An 18,428-nucleotide genomic window follows, 5' to 3' on the forward strand; every position below is an offset into this window, starting at 1 on the left:
AATCTGCGCACTCGTCAACCCTCCCCCATCGAGCGTTCTTTCACTGGGATTCACCACTACGTGTCGGATTCATCCCTTTTGCGGTCCGCTGTCGAACCCATCACAGGCAATGCTCCTGTGTTCCGTATCCGATACGGCATGCCGGAACACCACCGTCCACCCCCCGGGATCCTGCGACAGTGGAGGCGCTTTGACGGTCTTGCCGTTCAGCTGCATCGAGAAGTCGTCCGGGTACGTGGCGTACTTCCAGTCCACCTCGTCACCTTCGTACAGGTCCCGGGCCTTGGCAACGAATCCGAGCTGCCGGTTGTCGGTCACGGCGGTGGACCGGCCGTTCTCGTCGACCTCGTGCTGCGGCTTCACGACGACGGCCACGTAGTACGGCGGTACATCGGGGAGGGCGTTCTTGACCCGGTACCCGATCTTCACTCTGCCCGACGCCAGCTCCGGGTCGTCCATGGTCCGGGGCAGCGCGGTCTGGAAGTCCAGGATGCCGCGCTCTTCCGCGTCCCTGGTGCAGGTGCGGTGGATGGGGTTGTAGTCGTCCAGATTGGGCTCGGTCTGCCTGATGTACGTGGGCGGGCCGGCCGGGGACTGCGCCGCGGATCCCCCGGGGCTCTGCCCGGCAGCCGGCGGCGTCTGCCCGGCGGCGGGTGTCTGCCCAGCAGGCGCCTGTCCGGCGGGCGTCTGTCCAGCGGGCGTGCGTCCGCCGGCCCGGTCGTCCGCGCCGCCCTGGCCCCCCAGCGGCAGCTTCCACACCGCCACGCCGGCCATAACGGCCAACACGACTCCGGCGGCAACCCAGACGCCCGTGCGCCCCCGCTGCGGCGACGCGGCCGTGACCGCGCCCTGGGTGGGGGTGTAGCCGCGCACCACCCCAGGTCCCTGCGTCCGCATCTCGTGCACCGGCACGGGCTCGCCCAGCGTCCCCAGCCCCGCGTACACCGGGTCGTCCACCAGCGCGTCCCGCACCCCGCAGCGGCGGACGATCTCCGCCGGGTCCGGGCGCTCCGCCGGGTCCTTCGCCACGCACGCCCCGATCAGCGCCGCCAGACCCGGTGCCACCCCGGCCAGGTCGACCGGCTCGTGCACCGCCCGGTAGCTCACCGTCGCCGCGTCGCCCGTACCGTACGGCGGACGCCCGGTCGCCGCGTACGCCATCGTCGCGCCCAGGGCGAAGACGTCCGCCGCGGCCCCGGCCTCCGCGCCCCGCAACACCTCCGGCGCCGTGTACCCCGGCGTCCCCGGAGCGTGCCCGTCCTGCGTGAGGGCCGTCTCGCCCACGCCCCGCGCGATACCGAAGTCGATGAGCTGCGGCCCCTGCGCGCCCAGGATGACGTTCTGCGGCTTCAGGTCCCGGTGCGTCACCCCGTACCCGTGCACGCTCGCCAGCCCCTCGGCCAGGGCCGCGAACAACCGCAGGCAGGTGTCCGCCGGCAGGCCCCCGCGCTCGGCCACGGCATGACCGAGCGTCGGCCCCGCCACGTACTCCGTCGCCAGCCAGTACGGCGCCGCCGCCAGCGACGCGTCGATCAGGTTCGCCGTGTACGCCGACCGCACCGCACGCACCGTCTCGGCCTCGCGCCGGAACCGGGCCAGCGCCTCCGGATGCCCGGTGATCTCGTCCCGGATCACCTTCACCGCGACCAGGCGCCCACCGGGCGACCGCCCGAGGTACACCTGTCCCATCCCCCCGGCACCGAGCCGGGCCAGCAGCGCATGCGCCCCGATCTGGGCGGGGTCGACGTCTCTCAGGGCCTCCATCCGCACGAGCCTGCCACACCGACTCCCGCGCCACGGAGGCGGGTTGAGGCGACCCGTGAACCCGGACGGACACCGGGCCCAGGACCCCGGGCTCAGGACCCAGGGCTCAGGACCCAGGGCCCAGGACCCCGAGCCCAGGGCCACGGCTAGGAACGCGGCGCCACGAACAGGCTCTGCGCGCTCCGCCCGATCGGGCCCTTCTCGTCGTGCAGCTGCGCGTCCGCCAGACCGATGCCGGCCGCGTCCACGCTCGTACGGGCCTGCACGCACGCCCACTCGCCCACCGGATGGCGGTGCAGGTGGACGGTCAGGTCGCTGTTGATGAAGACGTAGGCCCCGATGTCCATCACCGCGCTGATCCCGTTGCCCGAATCGGCCGCGATCAGCACCCGGTCCAGCGGCCGGGTCTCCTCCCCGGCGATCAGCGGCACCTTCATCCGCATCCAGCAGGTGCCGGGGCCCGGTTCGACGAAGGCGCCCTCGGTGAACCGGGTCTCCATGGCCGAGTGGTAGCCGGTCTCCCACGGCACCGGGAAGAACGGCGTCACCTCCACCTCCCCGGGCGTCGGCAGCTGCGGCCCGCTCACCACGGCCGGTACGGACTCCTCGGCGACCCGGATCCGCAGGGCGCGCGCCAGCATCACGGGCGCGGCCCCCACCGGGGCGATCGGGGCGATCGCGGCCTCGACCACCTCGGTGCTGCGGCCGGAGCGCAGCACGGTGGTGGTGACCTCCAGCTCGCCGATCGGCACCGGGCGCAGGATCTCGTAGGTGATCCGGGCGATCCGCATGTCCGCGCGCGCACCCGGCCGCTCCTCGACGGCCCGCCCGAGCAACGCCGCCGGCGGACCGGCGTGCTGCGAGCCCGCGTCCCACGGGCCGCGCGTGTACTCGGTGGCGGTGAACCGCCCGGCATCACGTCGTTCGAAGAACCCCTCGGCAGCGCCCATACAGGCCACGCTACCGACTGGTAACCACGGCCACCAGCCCCGGCACAGGCTCAGGCTCAGGCTCAGCGGGCGAACCCCAGCCCCACCCCCAGCCCCACCAGCACCGACCCGATGGCCCGGTTCAGCGTCTTCTGCGCCCTCAGCATCCGTTCGCGCAGACCGGAGACGGAGAAGAACACCGCCACCGCCCCGAACCAGCCCAGGTGCGCCGCCGACATGAACAGCCCGTAGCCGGCCTGCTGCCACAGCGGCGTACCCGGATCGACCACCTGCGTGAAGGTCGACACCACGAACAGCGTCGTCTTCGGGTTGAGCACGTTGGTCAGGAACCCCGACCGCATCGCCCCCAGTCGCGTCAGCTGCGGCTTCGACTCCAGGTCCACGGTCACCTCGGCCCGCGCGCGGAAGGTCCGTATCCCGATCCACACCAGGTACGCCGCCCCCGCCAGCTTGATCACGGTGAACAGCGCGGTGGAGGAGGCGATCAGCAGGCCGACCCCCAGCATCGTGTACGAGACGTGCACCAGCACACCGGCCGCGACCCCGGCGGCGGCGAACAGCCCGGTGGGCCGCCCGTAGAGGTAGCTGTTGCGGACCACCATGGCGAAATCGGCGCCCGGGCTGATCACGGCGAGCAGGGTGATGACGGCGACTGCGATCACTTCTGTCATACGGCGATGCTCGCCGCCCCCTCCCTCTCGATCAACCCCCTTCCCGCGGAGCAGACTTGCCGCATGACCATCCCGCAGCCGCTCGCCCTGCGCTCCTTCCGCCCATCCACCGACGCCCCCGTGCTGCGCAGCTGGATCCCGGACCCCACCGCCCTGATGACCTGGGCGGGACCTAACTTCACCTGGCCCCTGGACGACGCCCAGCTCGCCGCCTACGCCGCCGAACCCGGCCGCCGCGCATGGACCGCCGTGTCCCCTGACGCCACCACCGACGCCACCCGCACCGGCGCCACGCTCGGCACCCCGGCCGGCACGACTGACGGCACGACTGACGGCCCGTCGCTCGGCCCGTCGCTCGGCCCGTCGCTCGGCCCGTCGCTCGGCCCGTCGCTCGGCCCCTCGCTCGGCACCCCGCTGGGGCACGTCTCCCTCGCCGACGGCCGCCTCGGCCGCGTCCTGATCGCCCCCGGAGCCCGCGGCCGGGGACTGGGCGAGCTGCTCGTCTCGCTCGCCGTCTCCGTCGGCTTCGACGAGCTGGCCCTGCCCGAGATCCGCCTGGGCGTCTGGACCCACAACACTGCGGCGCTGCGCATCTACGAGAAGCTCGGCTTCCGCACGACGGCGACCCTCGAAGCGGTCGAGGTCGTCGACGGCGTGCCCTGGAGCGTCCACCGGATGCGCCTGACCGCCTCCGACCGGCGACAATGAAGGCGTGTCCGAGAGCCTGCCCCTCCTCCGAGCCGACTGCGCGAACTGCTTCGCGCTCTGCTGCGTCGCCCTGCCGTTCGCCAAGTCCAACGACTTCGCCGTGAACAAGCCCGCCGGAACCCCCTGCAAGAACCTCCGTCAAGACTTCCGCTGCGGCATCCACACCCGGCTGCGCGACGAGGGCTTCCGGGGCTGCACCGTCTTCGACTGCTTCGGCGCGGGGCAGCAGGTCTCCCAGGTCACCTTCGGCGGCCGCGACTGGCGCACGCACCCCGAGACCCGCGGGGAGATGTTCGACGTCTTCCCGGTGATGCGACAGCTGCACGAGCTGCTCTTCTACATCGACCAGGCACTGGGCCTCCCCGACGCGGCCCCGGTCCACCCCGGCCTGCGCCGCCTGCTCTCCGAGACGCAGGAGTGGACGCGCGCCGACGCCGGCGCCCTCGCCGCTCTGGACGTCGCGGCCCTGCGCGGGCGGATCAACACGCTGCTGCTGGAGACCAGCGAGCTGGTCCGCGCCAAGGTCCCGGGCCGCAAGAAGAACCACCGGGGCGCGGACCTCATGGGCGCCCGCCTCTCCGGGACGAACCTGCGCGGGGCCAACCTCCGCGGCGCCTACCTGATCGCCGCCGACCTCTCGCGCGCCGACCTCCGCACGGCCGACCTGATCGGCGCGGACCTGCGCGACGCGAACCTGCGCGGGGCGGACCTCCGAGGAGCGGTCTTCCTCACCCAGCCCCAGCTGAACGCCGCCCAAGGCGACCAGCACACCCAGCTCCCCAGCCCCCTGACCCACCCCGCCCACTGGTCCTGACCCACCCCGTCCAGCCCCGCCGCACCATCCCAGCCCCGCCGACCACTACGGCGCGGGGCCCGGCCCCGGCGCCCGCGCCCTAAGCCCCGCCGACGTGTGAGGCGCGGGTTCGGGGCGGAGCCCCTCCCTTCCAGCCCCGCCGACGCATGAGGCACGGGGCCCCGGGCCGAGCCCCGCCCTTCCATCCCCGCCGACGCTTGAGGCGCGGGGGCCCGGGGCCGAGCCCCCGTGCTCCAGCCCGCCGCGCTTGAGGCGCGGGTTCGGGCGGAGCCCCGCCCTTCCAGCCCCGTGGGCGCTTGAGGCGCGGGGTCCAGGGGTCGAGCCCCGCACCGCAGCCCGGCCGACGCTTGAGGCGCGGGGGCCCGGGGCGGCACCCCGCGACGGCGCCGCACCCGACAACGCACCGGCACCGGCACCACACCGGCTCGCACCCGCGCCCGCATCCGCACCCCATCCGCCGAGCCCGCCGCAGGCGAAGGGCGTCAGCCACCCGCCCCCGGCATCTCCTTCATCCGGTCGACGACACCCCGTGTCATCACGGCATTGGTGAACACCACCGTGCCCTCCTTGATCAGCCCGTCCTCACCGGAGTCCCCCCGCACCTGGACGACCCGCTCCCCGAGGAACTCCAGCGTCTGCCGGTCGAAGATCCACTCCTCCCGCCGCCCGTTCTCCTCGTCCAGCCGCGCGACCGCGATCCCGTGACGGCCCGCGGCATCGACCGCGTCATCGACCGTCACCACACCGGGGATCTTCGCCGCGGTCTTGTAGAGCGCGGCCGCCAGCTCCGCCGGCGGATAGGTTTCCCGCAGCAGGTCACCGATCGTGGTGAAGGCCTGCTGGTCGGGGCTGCGGCCCTGCCCGCGGGTCTCCTCGTAGATCTTCTTCAGCAGCACGTCGGGGTCGGTGGGCAGCCCGGCGAGGTAGTCGTGGCTGGGAGCGTTGAGGCGCGGCTGCATGTCCTTGCCGTTCTCCTTGGGCCGGTCCAGGGTCAGGCCCCCCGGGCCCGTGGCGCCGGGCTCGATCAGCCAGCCCTTGAGGCCGTCAGGGGAATTCCACGTGTGGCGCATGTGCAGCTCCTGGCTGACCAGGCTGTTCTTGTCGTCGACGGTCTTCACGTAGGTGTTGGCCGTCTTGCTCCCGATGTAGATGAACTGGTCCGGACGCACCTTCACGCCCGGCCCGACGGAGGCGGCCGCCAGGGAGATCCGGTCCAGGAGCTCCGCCGTGCCCTTGGCCTCGGCGGTCCCGATCCGGGTGGTCATCGCCGGCCCCGTGGCGATCGTGGAGCCCGGCCCGTCCGCGGCACCCCGGTCCACGTACGTGAGGAACCCGGCCGCGAGCGCGCCCGCCAGGGCGAACGCCGCCGCGGGCACGAGGAACGCACGGCGCAGGAAGGGGTTGCGCGATCCCGTCCTACGGACGGGGGTGGCGGCGCCTGCGTCGGCGGCTCGGAGGTCTTCCTGGATCTGGGCCATCAGTCGCTCCTTGTGGAACTGGTGGCGGCCCGCGGGAAGTTCCCGTTCGACGAACGTCAGGCGGAGGGAGGAGCCGTCCTCCCGATCGGCCGGGTGGGGCCGGGAAAGGTCGGTGTTCATCAGATTCCCTCCTGTGCGGACCGGACCGCCTTCGCGCGGTCCTCATGTGTCTGTCGGGTCCGGGCCGCGAGTTCCCGTCTGTTCTTCTTCAGTTCCGCGGCGGCGAGTTTGCGCAGCTTCGTACGGGCCCTGGAGAGCCGGGAGCGCACGGTTCCGACCGGAATGCCGAGGACCCGGGCGGCCTCTGCGTACTCCAGGCCCTCGCACAGGCACAGCAGCAGCACCTCGCGTTCGGGTCCACGCAGCGCACTCAACCGGGCCAGCGTCGCCGCGATCTGCTGCCGGTCGTCCAGCCGGCCGGCGACCTCGTCGGCGTGATCGGGCACGGCCGCGCCCCCCGCGGCCGCCGCGGCGGCGGCCGCAGCGGCCCGGAAGCGGCGGTTGCTGCGGCAGTGGTTGCGGGCCAGGTTGGTGGTGATCCCCAGAAGCCAGGGCCGGAGGGAACCTCCCTCGGGGTCGACCGTGCCGCGCAGCCGCCACGCCTCCATGAAGGCCGCCGACATGACGTCCTCCGCGACGGCCCAGTCCCCGGTCATCCGGAAGGCATGGTTGTAGAGGGTGCGGGAGTAGCTGTCGAACAGCTCCGCATAGGCGTCCGGATCACCGGCCCGCACCCGAGTTCGCATCTCTGTGGTCACTCCTGTCGGCTGTCCGCCACCCCCACCCGAGTTCCCGTGACCCGCATCACACCACCCGAGACGCCGGCCGAGGTGCCCGGTCAGCAGCGACGCCGGACTGCCCGGCCGACGGCTTCGCCGAGCCGCCGCCCCGCCGGCCCGTCGGGTACCACCCAAGCACCACAGCGGCCCCCACAGCCCGACACCTCACCCACTCCAGCCTCCCGGCCGAACCGGAGGTCCGGCGCCTCAGCCACCCGACACGCGGCGCCGCCGGGCACCACCGCCCTGGTGCGACAACCGACCGGCGGCTCGTCCGCTCGGCACCAGCCAACCCAGCGCCCGGGCTGCCCGGCACTTCAGCCAACCCAGACCCAGCGGCCAGGCGCCCCCACGGTCCGGCACGGCCAGCAACCCGGCTGTCAGGCCCTGTCGTCGCCCCGGCCGAGCCTGGCCAGGAAGCCGCGGACCGCGGCGAAGTACCCCTCCGGGTCACCTACCCGCACCGCGTGCCCCGCCGGCAGCTCGACCAGCTGGACCCCCGCCCTGCGCACCGTCATCTCCCGCGCGTGCTCCGCCGACAGCACCCCGCTCCGGTCCCCCCGTACCAGCAGCGTCGGCGTCCGCACCCGCAGCCAGTCCTGCCAGTGGTCCCCGTTCAGCCCGCGCTGGGACTCCACCATGTCCTCCACCTCGAACGCGGTCCCCCACCCGTCCGGGTACTCCCGTACCGCCCCCTCCAGATACGGCGCCGAACTCCCCACCCCCGCCAGGAGCCCGGCCCGGGTCGTGGCCCGCCGCGGCCACGCCCGCGCGAAGGACAGGTCGCCGTCGACCACCGCCCCGATGTCCTCGACCACCACCGCCCGCACCAGATCCGGCCGCCGCGCGGCCAGCTGGTACGCGTTGACCCCGCCCAGCGAATGCCCCAGTACCACCGCGGGCCCCAGTCCCACGTGCTCGAGCAGCGCGGCCGCGTCCGCGACGTACCCCTCCCGCGTGTACTCCGCCGCGCGGTCGGAATCCCCCTGCCCGCGCTGGTCCAGGGCGATCACCCGCCATGCCGGACCCACCTCCCGGGCCAGCCGCTCGAAGTCCGCCCCCGCCCCGAAGTGCCCGTGCAGCGCCAGCAGCGGCGCCCCCGGTCCCCCGAAGTCCGTGTAGGCGAGCCGCCAGCCGTCGCCCGTCACCATCACGCCCGGCAACGGACCCAACGTGTCGATGACCCGCTGCCGCAGCAGCTGGTACTCCTCCCAGCGCCGCTTCAGCCGCCCGCCCGGCCGCTTCACCACCCGTCCGGGCGTGACCGCCTCTCCCCGCCGGAACTGCTCCCTCGTCAGGTCGACCCGGATGCCGCCGGGCAGCAGGTTCCACCAGTGGTAGCCCTCCTGCCGGCCCTCCTGGAACACCTCGCCCAGCACCAGGTCCCCACCCACGAGGTCCTGTACGAGCAGGGCGGTGATGTCGCACTGCCCCCACGCCGGATTCTCCGGAGTCCAGGGCACCCGGCTGATGTCGGCCGGCTCGGAGGTGTCCGCGGACCACGCCGCCCGAATCGCCGCCTCGAGATCCGCAAGAGTCCAGGTAGTCGTCATCCCTCCAGCCTGACGCACCCCACTGACAACGCAGCGGCTCCACGGATCCCGGGCAATCAGGGATGGGTGACGGCGGCCCAGCCCAGCGTCCAGGTCCGCGTCAGCGCGCACGAGGTCTCGACGACGGCCCCGGCCGTGGTGAGCACCTTCACGTCAACGCAGTCGGCGACCGTGACGCACACCGCGCAGGCGCTCCTCGGACAACCGCGCGTCTGCCGGGGGCCGGTCAGGCCTCCCACCCGCAGGCCACCCGTCGGCGCGGTCCGGTAGCCGGCCTACGTCCGGCCCCGGGCCAGCGCGGCGCCGTACTCGGCACCCGGCATCGACCCCGGAACCCCGACCGTGTCGATGTCCACGCACGGCGCGGGCGGCCCGGGCGGCCCCGCGGGACCCGCGCGTCCTTGGCTTCGCACCCCCGCGCTGCACCGGTCAGGGCGCACCGCGCGCGCCGGACGTCCCCTTGAGTCATGCCCTCCCGATCACGGAACCCATCCTTCACTCCCCGCGTCGTCCTACCTGACGACGTGGAGCTTCACTCGTAACCCCGGGTAGAGATGTATTACTGACGGAATGTCGGACATATGTCAGCGAGTCAGCCCAACGACACGCGACCCCGCTGCTCCGAACGGCGGCCCCTCACCCCGCCCCCCGTACGCCGAGAGGACAATCATTGCCCGGCGTCACCCCCCGTGATACACAGAGTGACCGCACGTTCTTGCGCATGGGCACCGACCCGGCCCAGGTCAGAGCACGGAAGCCGGTCGCAGGCCGCGAGATCGGGTAAAGAGAGCCGACAAGTCGACGACGGCGGCGGTTTCATCAGCGAAGATAGTGCGTGACCCCTGCCGCCGGGCAGCGGGCTTCCGGAACTACCCATACAGGGGCGGTGAGTTACATGATCCTGGCAGCCGAAAAGGGCGACATCACCACCATCATCGGCGGAATCGCCCCGAACTGGGGGCCGTTCGGCAGTCTCGGCAACGAAGCGAAGGTCATGATCGAGGTGGTCATGGCCGTGGCGATCCTCCTCTGCCTCGGCATCGCCATCTGGGGCGCGGCCAAACAGCGCATCGGCGCGACCGCCCTGCGCGACACGTTCAGCGCGGAACAGGGCAAGGGCTTGATCGTGGCCGGCCTCACCGGCGTTTTCATCATCGGCTCCCTCGGCACGCTCTTCACGATCGTCTACGGAATGGCCGTCTAGCCCGACCGACCACCGGGGCCCTGATCTGATGAGGGCTCACCACACCGCATCCACGCGGGAACCAGCGCTACCGTCGAACGACGCGGAGGGGGCGGAAACGGAATGAGCAGCGACGACCAGTACGGCGGCGCCGGCTACGGCGAGGTCGGCGGCACGGGCCAGACCCGCACCCGCCTCCCCGAAGCCCCCGCCGACCCGTACGGCCCCGCCCGCCGCACCTCCCGCGCCCCCCGCAGCCTGGTCACCGTGGTCGGCGTGGTGGTCCTCCTGATCGCCGCCATCGCCTTCGCCAACCAGTCCCCTGACACCCCCGACGACCGCCCCTCGGACGAAGCCCCGGCCGCCACCTCCACGGCAGCCACGGGCACCGACCCGGTCACCGGCAAAACCGCCGGCATCCCGAAGGGCTTCGCCCACGACGAACAGGGCGCCCAATCGGCCGCCGCCAACTACGCGGTCGCCCTCGGCTCCGACGGCATGTTCCGGAAGAGCACCCGCCACGCCCTCGTCGACGGCATCTACGCACCCGACGTCGCGTCCAGAATGAAGGGCCCGCAGGACGAGGCCTACTCGGCGGCCTTCCTCGCCAAACTCGGCCTCGATGCCAACGGGAACGCCCCCCAGGGCAGCACCTTCGTCACCCGGACCGTCCCGATCGGCACCCGCGTGGAGAGCTACACGCCGACCGCTGCCAAGGTCTCCGTCTGGTACACCGGCCTGATCGGCATGTCCGGCACCAAGTCCACCGACCCGGTCCGGACCCTCTGGAAGACCTGGACCTTCGAGCTGAGTTGGATCGGCGAGGACTGGAAGGTCGTCGACGACACCCAACAGGACGGGCCCGCCCCGGTTCCCGGCGATGTCCCCGTGTCGACGTCCGACGACATGAGCAAGGCCATCAAGGAATTCGGAGGATTCACCTATGCCCGCTAGCCTCCGGCTTCCCGCCCGGCTGGGCGTGATCGCCTCCGTCCACGTGGGCCTCGCTGCCTTGGCGTCCCGCGCCCACGCCGCGCCCGCCGCCCCGGATCCAACACCGCCCGCCCCCACACCGCAGGCCACCAACGACCCCTGCGCCCTGCTCGACGGCCCCTCCAAGCAGTACTGCCAGAACGGCACGGGCGCATCCGGTGGCACGCCCGGGACCGGACTGGCCCCCAGCGACGGCGGAGACGCCCTCAACCCCCTGGCCTCCCTGGCCAAGGGCTGCGCCGACGCCGCCGCCTGGATCGTCACCAAGCTCAGCGAAGCGGTCAACGGCAGCGCGAACGTCGACTTCACCAACGCCGCCTTCCTCAAGCAGTACGCCGTCGTCTTCGCCGCCTCCACCATCCTCACGCTCGTCCTCTGGCTCTTCGCCGTCGCCAAGCGAGCCGTCCGCGGCGTCCCCCTCACCACCGCCCTCTCCGAAGCCATCGGCTTCCTCTGGCTCACCGTCCTGGCCTCCGCCTTCACCCCCCTGATCCTCTACACCGTCGTCTCCGCCACCGACGGCGTCACCGAGGTCATCGCCTCCGCCACCGGCGGCCAGACCGACGTCTTCTTCGGCTCCTTCTCCGAAGCCCTCAAAAAGGGCAACGACATCGGCGGCGGCCCGATCATGCTGATCGTCGTCTCCCTCGTCACCGTCCTCGCCGCCGGCATCCTCTTCCTCGAACTCTTCATCCGGGCCGCCCTCCTCTACGTCGGCGCCCTCCTCGGCGTCGTCGTCTACTCCGGGCTCGTCGACCGCAACCTCTGGGGTCACGTCCGCCGCTGGGCCGGCATCATGATCGCCGTCATCCTGGTGAAGCCGGTCATCGTCATCGTCCTCGGACTCGCCGGCGCCCTCACCGGCGACCAGGGCCCCAACGCCTTCTCCGCCGTTGTCACCGGCCTCTCGATCATCCTCCTGGCCATCTTCGCCTCCGCGATGATCTACCGCTTCGTCCCCGGCTTCGGCGACGAAATCGCATCCGCCCGCGCAGGCCGCAGCAAGGCCACCGACGGAGCCCAGGCAGCCGCCGTCATCAGCTCCCCGGCCTCCCTCGTCTCCCAGGGCATCAAGACCCACAGCAGCCGCGGCGCCCACCGCGGAGGCGACGGCGGCGGCGCGGCGCCCCGCCACGCCAACCCCCTCTCCGGAGGCGTGGCCGCCCACAGCAGCCGTCCCACCTCCGGCGGCGGGGCCGGCGGCGGATCTGTCCCCTCCGCCGCACCCCCGCCCCGCACGAGCTCGAGCACGAGGAACACAGGAGGTGACGGGCGTTGACGACCCAGTCCCACCAGCTGCACCCGGTCGCGCCCCGCCGCACGTATCTCATTGGCCGCGCCCGGCCGAACGCGATCGTCGGCAAGAACCGCGAGACCGGCGAGATCGCCCTCATCATCACCGGGGCGTTCTTCGGCATGATGAGCGGACTGCTCGTCCCCGACCTCACCCTGCGCATCGTCAGCCTCGTCGGCTTCCCCGTGCTCGCGCTCGCCGCCGTGTACGTCCCGTACAAGGGCCGCACCTTCTACCGCTGGTTCGAGATCAGCCGCAGCTACAAGCGCACCCTGCGCCGCGGCACCACCTACCGCTCCGGCGCCATGGAAGCCGGCGTCCGCGCCGCCGACGGCCGCGAGGTCGAGGTCGGCCCGCCCCCCGGCATCGGCCGCATCAACTGGCTCGCCGCCCCCTTCGGCCCCGACGAGATCGCCGTACTCCTCCACGCCGACCGCCGCACCGTCACCGCCGCCATCGAGATCGAAGGCCCCGGCGTCGGCCTGCGCGACAGCGAGGACCAGGAAGCCCTCGTCGACCGCTTCGGCACCCTCCTCAAGCACGTCGCCAACGGCGACGGCTTCGTCACCCGCCTCCAGATGCTCGCCCGCACCCTGCCCGCCGACCCCGACGCCCACGCCAAGGACGTCGCCCAGCGCGGCGACACCCAGGCCCCCGTCTGGCTCCGCGACTCCTACGACCAGCTCCAGTCGATGGTGTCCACCTCGTCCGAGCAGCACCGCGCGTACCTCGTCGCCTGCATGCACTACACCCGCGACCTCGCCGCCGAAGCCGTCACCATCGCCCGCGCCTCCACCCCCCACAAGGGCCGCAAGCTCGACCGCGACGCCGGCCTCGCCATCGTCATGGCCCGCGAGCTCACCGACATCTGCGCCCGCCTCGCCGAAGCCGACATCCGCGTCCGCCAGCCCCTTGGCCAGGGCCGCCTCGCCTCCCTCGTGCACTCCATGTACGACCCGGACCACCCCATCGACCACATCCAGGCCATGACCAAGCGCAACGCCTGGCCCGCCGAACTCGACGCTGTCGAACCCACCTTCCTCCAGGCCAAGACCCGCGAGTCCTCCACCCGCGCCCCCTGGTGCCACGCCACCGCCTGGGTCAAGGAATGGCCCATGACCCCCGTCGGCGTGAACTTCCTCGCCCCCCTCCTCGTCCACACCCCCGACGTCATCCGCACCGTCGCCGTCACCATGGACCTGGAGCCCACCGAGGTCGCCATCGAGCGCATGCTCACCGAGAAGACCAACGACGAGGCCGACGCCTCCCGCGCCGCCAAGATGAACCGCACCGTCGACCCCCGCGACATCGCCGCCCACGGCCGACTCGACCAGAGGGGTGAAGATCTCGCCAGCGGCGCTGCCGGGGTCAACCTGGTCGGGTACATCACGGTGTCCTCGCGTTCACCGGAGGCCCTCGCCCGCGACAAGCGGACCATCCGGGCCTCGGCCGGCAAGTCCTACCTGAAGCTGGAATGGTGCGACCGCGAGCACCACCGCGCCTTCGTCAACACCCTGCCGTTCGCCACCGGCATCCGACGCTAGCTGGAGGGAAGACCCGCCCATGCGAGATCCCATGACAGCGCTGACGGACGCCTTCACCAGCTTCCTCTTCGGCAAAGTCGAAACCACGCGCCTGCCCGTACGCACCTCCACCGGGCAGGCGCAAGCCGTCTACCTGCCCACCGCCGCCCCCGGCCTCGGCGACTCCGGCGTCATCATCGGCCGCGAGGTCTACAGCGGCAAGGGCTACATCTACGACCCCTTCCAGCTCTACGGCCAGCAGCTTCCGGCCCCCCACTGGCTCGTCCTCGGCGAATCCGGCAACGGCAAGTCCGCCCTGGAGAAGACCTACGTCCTGCGCCAGCTCCGCTTCAAGGACCGCCAGGTCGTCGTCCTCGACGCCCAGGGCGAGGACGGCGTCGGCGAGTGGAACCTGATCGCCCAGCAGCTGGGAATAACCCCCATCCGCCTGGACCCCATCGCCGCCAACGACTCCGGGATCCGCCTCAACCCCCTCGACCCGGCCATCACCACGACCGGCCAGCTCGCGCTGCTCCGGACCATCATCGAGGTGGCCATGGGCCACGGCCTCGACGAACGCGCCGGCTTCGCCCTCAAGGTCGCCCACGCCTACGTCGTCGACACCATCCGCGACCGCCAGCCCGTCCTGACCGACATCGTGGAACAACTGCGCCATCCCGAGGCCGAATCCGCACTCGCCATGAACGTCGACATAGACGATGTCCGGGCCTGGGGCCTCGACGTGGCGCTCGTCATCGACCGCCTCGTCGACGGCGACCTCCGCGGCATGTTCGACGGCCCCACGACCGTCGGCATCGACCTCGACGCCCCCTTGATCGTCTTCGACCTCTCCCACATCGACCGCAACTCCATCGCCATGCCCATCCTCATGGCGATCGTCGGCGTGTGGCTGGAGCACACCTGGATCCGGCCCGACCGCAAGAAGCGCATCTTCCTCGTCGAAGAGGCCTGGCACATCATCAACAGCCCGTTCGTCGCCCAGCTGTTCCAGCGCCTCCTGAAGTTCGGCCGCCGCCTCGGCCTGTCCTTCGTCGCCGTCGTCCACCACCTCTCCGACGTCGTCGACGGCGCCGCGGCCCGCGAAGCCGCCGCCATCCTCAAGATGGCCTCGACCCGAACGATCTACGCACAGAAGGCCGACGAGGCCAGAGCCACGGGCCGGGTCCTGGGCCTCCCCCGCTGGGCGGTGGAGATCATCCCGACCCTCACCCCCGGCATCGCCGTCTGGGACGTCAACGGCAACGTCCAGGTCGTCAAACACCTGATCACCGAAGCCGAACGCCCCCTGGTCTTCACCGACCGCGCCATGACCGAGTCCTCCACCCCGCCCCGCCTGCCCGCCGACCTCCTCGCCGCCGAACTGGAAGCGGAGGAACGCGCCCTGTCCATCGAACGCAGCCGCGGCAGCGGCAGCCCCGGATCCGCGACCACGGTGGCCTGACCATGCACGACGCACGACGTACGGAACCCTCCGCGGCCGGCGGCGGTATCCCGGACGGCCTGCTGGTCGCCCTGCTGGCCTTCCTCCTCGGCCTGGCCGTCCTCGTCTGGACGGCCACCGGCCTCGCCGCGCTCTTCGCCAAGGGCTCCTGGCCCGACACCGTCACCTTCACCCGGACCCCGACGGCCGTGCGCGCCCTGATAGCGCAACCGCACGACATCCCGGCCGCCTGGCCCGACACCGACCCGGCGGCCCTCTCCGGCTGGGGCCTGTTCTGGGGCCTGTTCGTCAGCCAACTGCTGATCCTCTTCGTACTGACGGTCTTCGTGATCGGCGTCGTCGCCCGCACCAAGGCCCGCCGCGCCCTGGCCGAACAGCCACCCACCGCAGCCCCCGCACCGGCCGCGCCCCATCCCGCACCGGCGGCGTTCGAGGCGCGGGGGCCCGGGGGCAGCGACCATGACCGCCTCCGCACCGCGCCGCTCCCCGCCGCAGACCTCGTACCGACCCCGCCCCGTGCAGCCCCGCCTGCGTTCGAGGCACAGGGGCCTGGGGGCAGCGACCATGACCGCCTCCGCACCGCCCCCATGCCCGCCCAGGCCGCTCCGCCCCCGCTGAAGCCAGCCCCGCCGGCGTTCGAGGCTCAGGAGTCCGGGGGCAGCACCCCCAGCACCCACAGCAGCCCGAACCACGACGCCTACCGCTACGGCTTCGGCTACGCCCCCGCGGCCACATCCGCACCCGTGCCGGCACCCGTCCCCGCACCCGCACCGACAGGCACAGTCGGCACCCCCGCAGCCGTCCCGCACGGGATCGCGTACGGCAGCCCCCACGAACGCCTGCGCGCCGCGTCAGCCCGCATCGGCGAGACCGAGGGCGCCGCCCTGATCGTGACCTCCTCCCCCACCCTCTGGGCCGAGACCAAGGACGCCCGCGCCAAACTCGGACCGGTGCTCCTCTACGACCCCTCCCACCTGTGCGACACCCCGGCCCGCATGCACTGGAACCCCGCCGAGGGCTGCGCCCACCGTGACACCGCCGCCGCCCGCGCGGTCGCCCTGCTGGCCCCCGTACGCCCGCAGGCGCGGATGGACGAGGCGGTGGCCGACACCGCCGAAACGCTCCTGCGCAGCTGGCTCCAGGCGGCCGCCCTCGACGACCGCCCGTTCAAGCAGCTCCACCGCTGGGCCCAGGGCAACAGCGCCCAGGACCCGGTACGCATCCTGCGCACCCACCCCGACGCCGCGGCGGGCGCGGCCGGCGAGCTGGAGAGCGCCCTCACCGCGCACCCGGAACGCCGGGAGCTCGCCCTGAACCTGACGGCCCGTGCCCTCTCCTGCCTCACCTCGATCCACATCCGCGAGGCTTGCAATCCGAACCGAACGGATTCGCTCACTTTGGCTTCGTTCCTGTCCGAAGGGGGCAGCCTGTATGTGGTGGGTGAAGCTCTGGAGGACCCTCGCACCCACCCGGGTGCGATGCCGTTGCTGACCGCACTCGCCTCTCACGTGGTCGAGCACGGCCGCCGCATGGCCGCACGGTCATCCCACGGTCGGCTCGACCCACCACTCTCCCTGGTGCTGGAAGACGTCGCGGCCGTGGCCCCGATCCCCCAGCTCCCGCAGCTGCTGGCCGCAGGCGCGCTGCCCCTCCTCGCCCTGTGCCGCAGCCGCGAACAGGCCCGCTCCCGCTGGCCCGGAGCCGCCCTCTAAGCGGTGTCGGGCCGCCGGAGCACGTACTCCAGCTCCTTGGCGGACGGGTTCCCGGGCACCGGCACGACAGTGCCCGTCGCCTCGAAGCCGTACTTCCGGTAGAAGGCGCCGGCCCGCGCGTTGTCCTCGTGCACGAAGAGCCGTACGCGTTCCAGGGCCGGTTCCTCAAGCTCCCAGGCCCACTCCAGGGCGGCCGCGAACAGGGCCTCTGTCAGCCCGGTCCCCCGCTGCTCCACCCGTACGAACACCCCGACCACATGTCCCTGTGTCCGCTCGACGGCCTGGTCGAAGAAGTCGACGGTCCCGCCCTCCTCGATGAGGACGGTCACCGAACCGACCCACCGTCCGTCGGCGGCCTCGGCGACGAACTGCCGGGCGGCCCGTCCGTGCGACGCCCCTTCGGCCCGCTCCTTCCAGAACTCGTCGGGGCGTCCCTCGGCCTGCTCCACCGTCTCGAGGAAGGCGACCGGCGCCGCAGGGTCCTTGAGCCCGGCGATCCTCAGTTCCTTGACCTTCTCCCACTCATTGGGGCGCACCGGACGTATCACGTAGTGCAGTTCGTTCATGAGCGGAAATCCTAACCATCCATCAGTCAGACTTCACCCATGAATCCGCACGTCAGAGCCATCGACCACGTCACCGCCCGGTCCCACGGCCGGCCCTTGGACCCGACCATCGCGGTGACCCTGAACTTCCACCCCGACCGCTGGTCGGGCGACCGGCCGATCCTCGACGCTCTGGCCGAGGACGGCGTGTACCGCTCCCAGTTCGTCACGGGGACGGGCAACGGCGGTCTCACCGCCCACCCCGGGGGAGCCCGCTGGCTCTGGGAGAGCCGCATCTTCGGCGGAGCCTACGACGACGCCCCACCAGAGGCCCGCCCGGTGTACGGCGCCTTGAACTTCCGCCGCAACCCGGCCGGAGCCGCCCCGCGCTTCGGATCGGCCCACTTCCGCCTCACGCCCGCGGCTCTGCCGCTGACCACCTTCTGCTACCCGGACAGCTACCTCGAACCGGATTCCTTCGGCGTCGCGGACCGCATGTCCCTGATCGCCCTGGCCGAGGCGGACGACCAGGACGCCCTCGACGACTACATCGAGGCGCAGGTGCACACGCCCGTCCTGCTGGAACGCGATGTCGCCGCTCTCGTTCTGGACCCCAGCTACCGCGGCACACCGGTCGAGGCCGCGGCCGCCCGGCTCCCGTGTCCGACGGAATGGCACGCCGGCTACCTGCTCACGGTCGACGAGCTCCGCCGCCACCCCGAATACCGGGGCCAGGACTACGTCGACCTCGGCGCGGAAATAGCCGTCGCCGGCCGACTGACCCCCCGCATCATCGGCGAGGCGGTCCGCACGGGGCGGCACGACGAACAGGCGCTGAAGCGGGTGTGGCACTACGTGGCGAGGTTCGGATTCGGAATGCGTTGAGCAGAAGAATCCCTATGAACGCAGAAAAGCCCCGCACCAGAAGGTGCGGGGCTTTCCCACAATGATTGTTCGGCGGCGTCCTACTCTCCCACAGGGTCCCCCCTGCAGTACCAT

General features: G+C 72.1%; 17 protein-coding genes. 9 read left to right on the forward strand and 8 right to left on the reverse strand.

The genetic code is table 11. The annotated features are described in order from the left end of the window. Positions 1-69: 69 nt before the first annotated feature. The 3 genes from IH80_RS0130115 to IH80_RS0130125 all read right to left on the reverse strand — a co-directional run bounded on the left by IH80_RS0130115 (position 70) and on the right by IH80_RS0130125 (position 3,385). Positions 70-1,764 (reverse strand): protein kinase domain-containing protein, encoded by a 1,695-nt coding sequence (locus tag IH80_RS0130115; protein ID WP_030964701.1) that lies wholly within the window; start codon positions 1,762-1,764, stop codon positions 70-72. Between the two features lie 146 nt (positions 1,765-1,910). Then, a complete protein-coding gene (locus tag IH80_RS0130120; RefSeq protein ID WP_030964702.1) occupies positions 1,911-2,714 on the reverse strand; it encodes a thioesterase family protein in 804 nt (267 codons plus the stop codon). A gap of 62 nt (positions 2,715-2,776) precedes the next feature. After that, positions 2,777-3,385 carry a LysE family translocator gene (locus IH80_RS0130125; RefSeq protein ID WP_030964704.1) on the reverse strand — a complete coding sequence of 203 codons (609 nt, stop codon included), beginning with the start codon at positions 3,383-3,385 and terminating at the stop codon, positions 2,777-2,779. A 63-nt stretch (positions 3,386-3,448) separates the two neighbouring features. Between IH80_RS0130125 and IH80_RS41095 the strand changes: the two genes are divergently transcribed. Together IH80_RS41095 and IH80_RS0130135 are read left to right on the forward strand one after the other, a co-directional pair. Then, positions 3,449-4,093, forward strand: coding sequence for a GNAT family N-acetyltransferase (locus IH80_RS41095; RefSeq protein ID WP_030964705.1), 645 nt, complete (start codon positions 3,449-3,451; stop codon positions 4,091-4,093). 4 nt (positions 4,094-4,097) lie between these two features. Next, positions 4,098-4,907, forward strand: a complete 810-nt coding sequence (locus IH80_RS0130135; RefSeq protein WP_030964707.1) for a pentapeptide repeat-containing protein — start codon at positions 4,098-4,100, stop codon at positions 4,905-4,907. A 482-nt stretch (positions 4,908-5,389) separates the two neighbouring features. On the opposite strand, the gene IH80_RS0130140 is transcribed toward IH80_RS0130135, so the two are convergent. From IH80_RS0130140 to IH80_RS46970, 4 genes are all read right to left on the reverse strand, one after another. Next, complete coding sequence (locus IH80_RS0130140) at positions 5,390-6,505, reverse strand: CU044_5270 family protein (RefSeq protein WP_030964708.1); 1,116 nt, start codon at positions 6,503-6,505, stop codon at positions 5,390-5,392. Then, a complete protein-coding gene (locus tag IH80_RS0130145; RefSeq protein ID WP_030964709.1) occupies positions 6,505-7,131 on the reverse strand; it encodes an RNA polymerase sigma factor in 627 nt (208 codons plus the stop codon). Before IH80_RS0130145 ends, IH80_RS0130140 begins: the two co-directional genes overlap by 1 nt. Before the next feature lie 413 nt (positions 7,132-7,544). After that, a complete protein-coding gene (locus tag IH80_RS0130150; protein WP_078906812.1) occupies positions 7,545-8,717 on the reverse strand; it encodes an alpha/beta fold hydrolase in 1,173 nt (390 codons plus the stop codon). A gap of 56 nt (positions 8,718-8,773) precedes the next feature. Continuing rightward, positions 8,774-8,899 carry a hypothetical protein gene (locus IH80_RS46970; RefSeq protein ID WP_267883533.1) on the reverse strand — a complete coding sequence of 42 codons (126 nt, stop codon included), beginning with the start codon at positions 8,897-8,899 and terminating at the stop codon, positions 8,774-8,776. A gap of 713 nt (positions 8,900-9,612) precedes the next feature. On the opposite strand from IH80_RS46970, the gene IH80_RS0130160 reads away from it, so the two are divergent. The 6 genes from IH80_RS0130160 (at position 9,613) to IH80_RS0130185 (ending at position 16,884) form a co-directional block, all read left to right on the forward strand. After that, positions 9,613-9,921 (forward strand): hypothetical protein, encoded by a 309-nt coding sequence (locus IH80_RS0130160; RefSeq protein ID WP_008742356.1) that lies wholly within the window; start codon positions 9,613-9,615, stop codon positions 9,919-9,921. A gap of 102 nt (positions 9,922-10,023) precedes the next feature. Next, positions 10,024-10,854 carry a hypothetical protein gene (locus tag IH80_RS0130165; protein WP_030964712.1) on the forward strand — a complete coding sequence of 277 codons (831 nt, stop codon included), beginning with the start codon at positions 10,024-10,026 and terminating at the stop codon, positions 10,852-10,854. Then, the gene (locus IH80_RS0130170) at positions 10,844-12,172 is read left to right on the forward strand and encodes a hypothetical protein (protein ID WP_030964713.1); all 1,329 of its coding nucleotides are present in this window, start codon (positions 10,844-10,846) and stop codon (positions 12,170-12,172) included. Before IH80_RS0130165 ends, IH80_RS0130170 begins: the two co-directional genes overlap by 11 nt. Further along, positions 12,169-13,731, forward strand: coding sequence for an SCO6880 family protein (locus IH80_RS0130175; protein ID WP_030964714.1), 1,563 nt, complete (start codon positions 12,169-12,171; stop codon positions 13,729-13,731). The genes IH80_RS0130170 and IH80_RS0130175 overlap by 4 nt, the downstream gene beginning before the upstream one ends. Positions 13,732-13,750: 19 nt before the next feature. Beyond that, positions 13,751-15,172: an ATP-binding protein gene (locus tag IH80_RS0130180; protein WP_030964715.1), complete on the forward strand. Its 1,422-nt coding sequence runs from the start codon at positions 13,751-13,753 to the stop codon at positions 15,170-15,172. Between the two features lie 2 nt (positions 15,173-15,174). Then, positions 15,175-16,884 (forward strand): hypothetical protein, encoded by a 1,710-nt coding sequence (locus IH80_RS0130185; RefSeq protein WP_030964716.1) that lies wholly within the window; start codon positions 15,175-15,177, stop codon positions 16,882-16,884. On the opposite strand, the gene IH80_RS0130190 is transcribed toward IH80_RS0130185, so the two are convergent. Continuing rightward, the gene (locus tag IH80_RS0130190) at positions 16,881-17,441 is read right to left on the reverse strand and encodes a GNAT family N-acetyltransferase (protein WP_030964718.1); all 561 of its coding nucleotides are present in this window, start codon (positions 17,439-17,441) and stop codon (positions 16,881-16,883) included. The two genes, IH80_RS0130185 and IH80_RS0130190, sit on opposite strands and share 4 nt — an antisense overlap. A gap of 48 nt (positions 17,442-17,489) precedes the next feature. Here IH80_RS0130190 and IH80_RS0130195 point away from each other — a divergent pair, with 48 nt between their 5' ends. Further along, positions 17,490-18,314, forward strand: coding sequence for a DUF3626 domain-containing protein (locus IH80_RS0130195; protein WP_030964719.1), 825 nt, complete (start codon positions 17,490-17,492; stop codon positions 18,312-18,314). Positions 18,315-18,428: the final 114 nt, after the last annotated feature.

This window comes from Streptomyces sp. NRRL S-378 (assembly GCF_000720645.1).
Classification (GTDB): domain Bacteria; phylum Actinomycetota; class Actinomycetes; order Streptomycetales; family Streptomycetaceae; genus Streptomyces.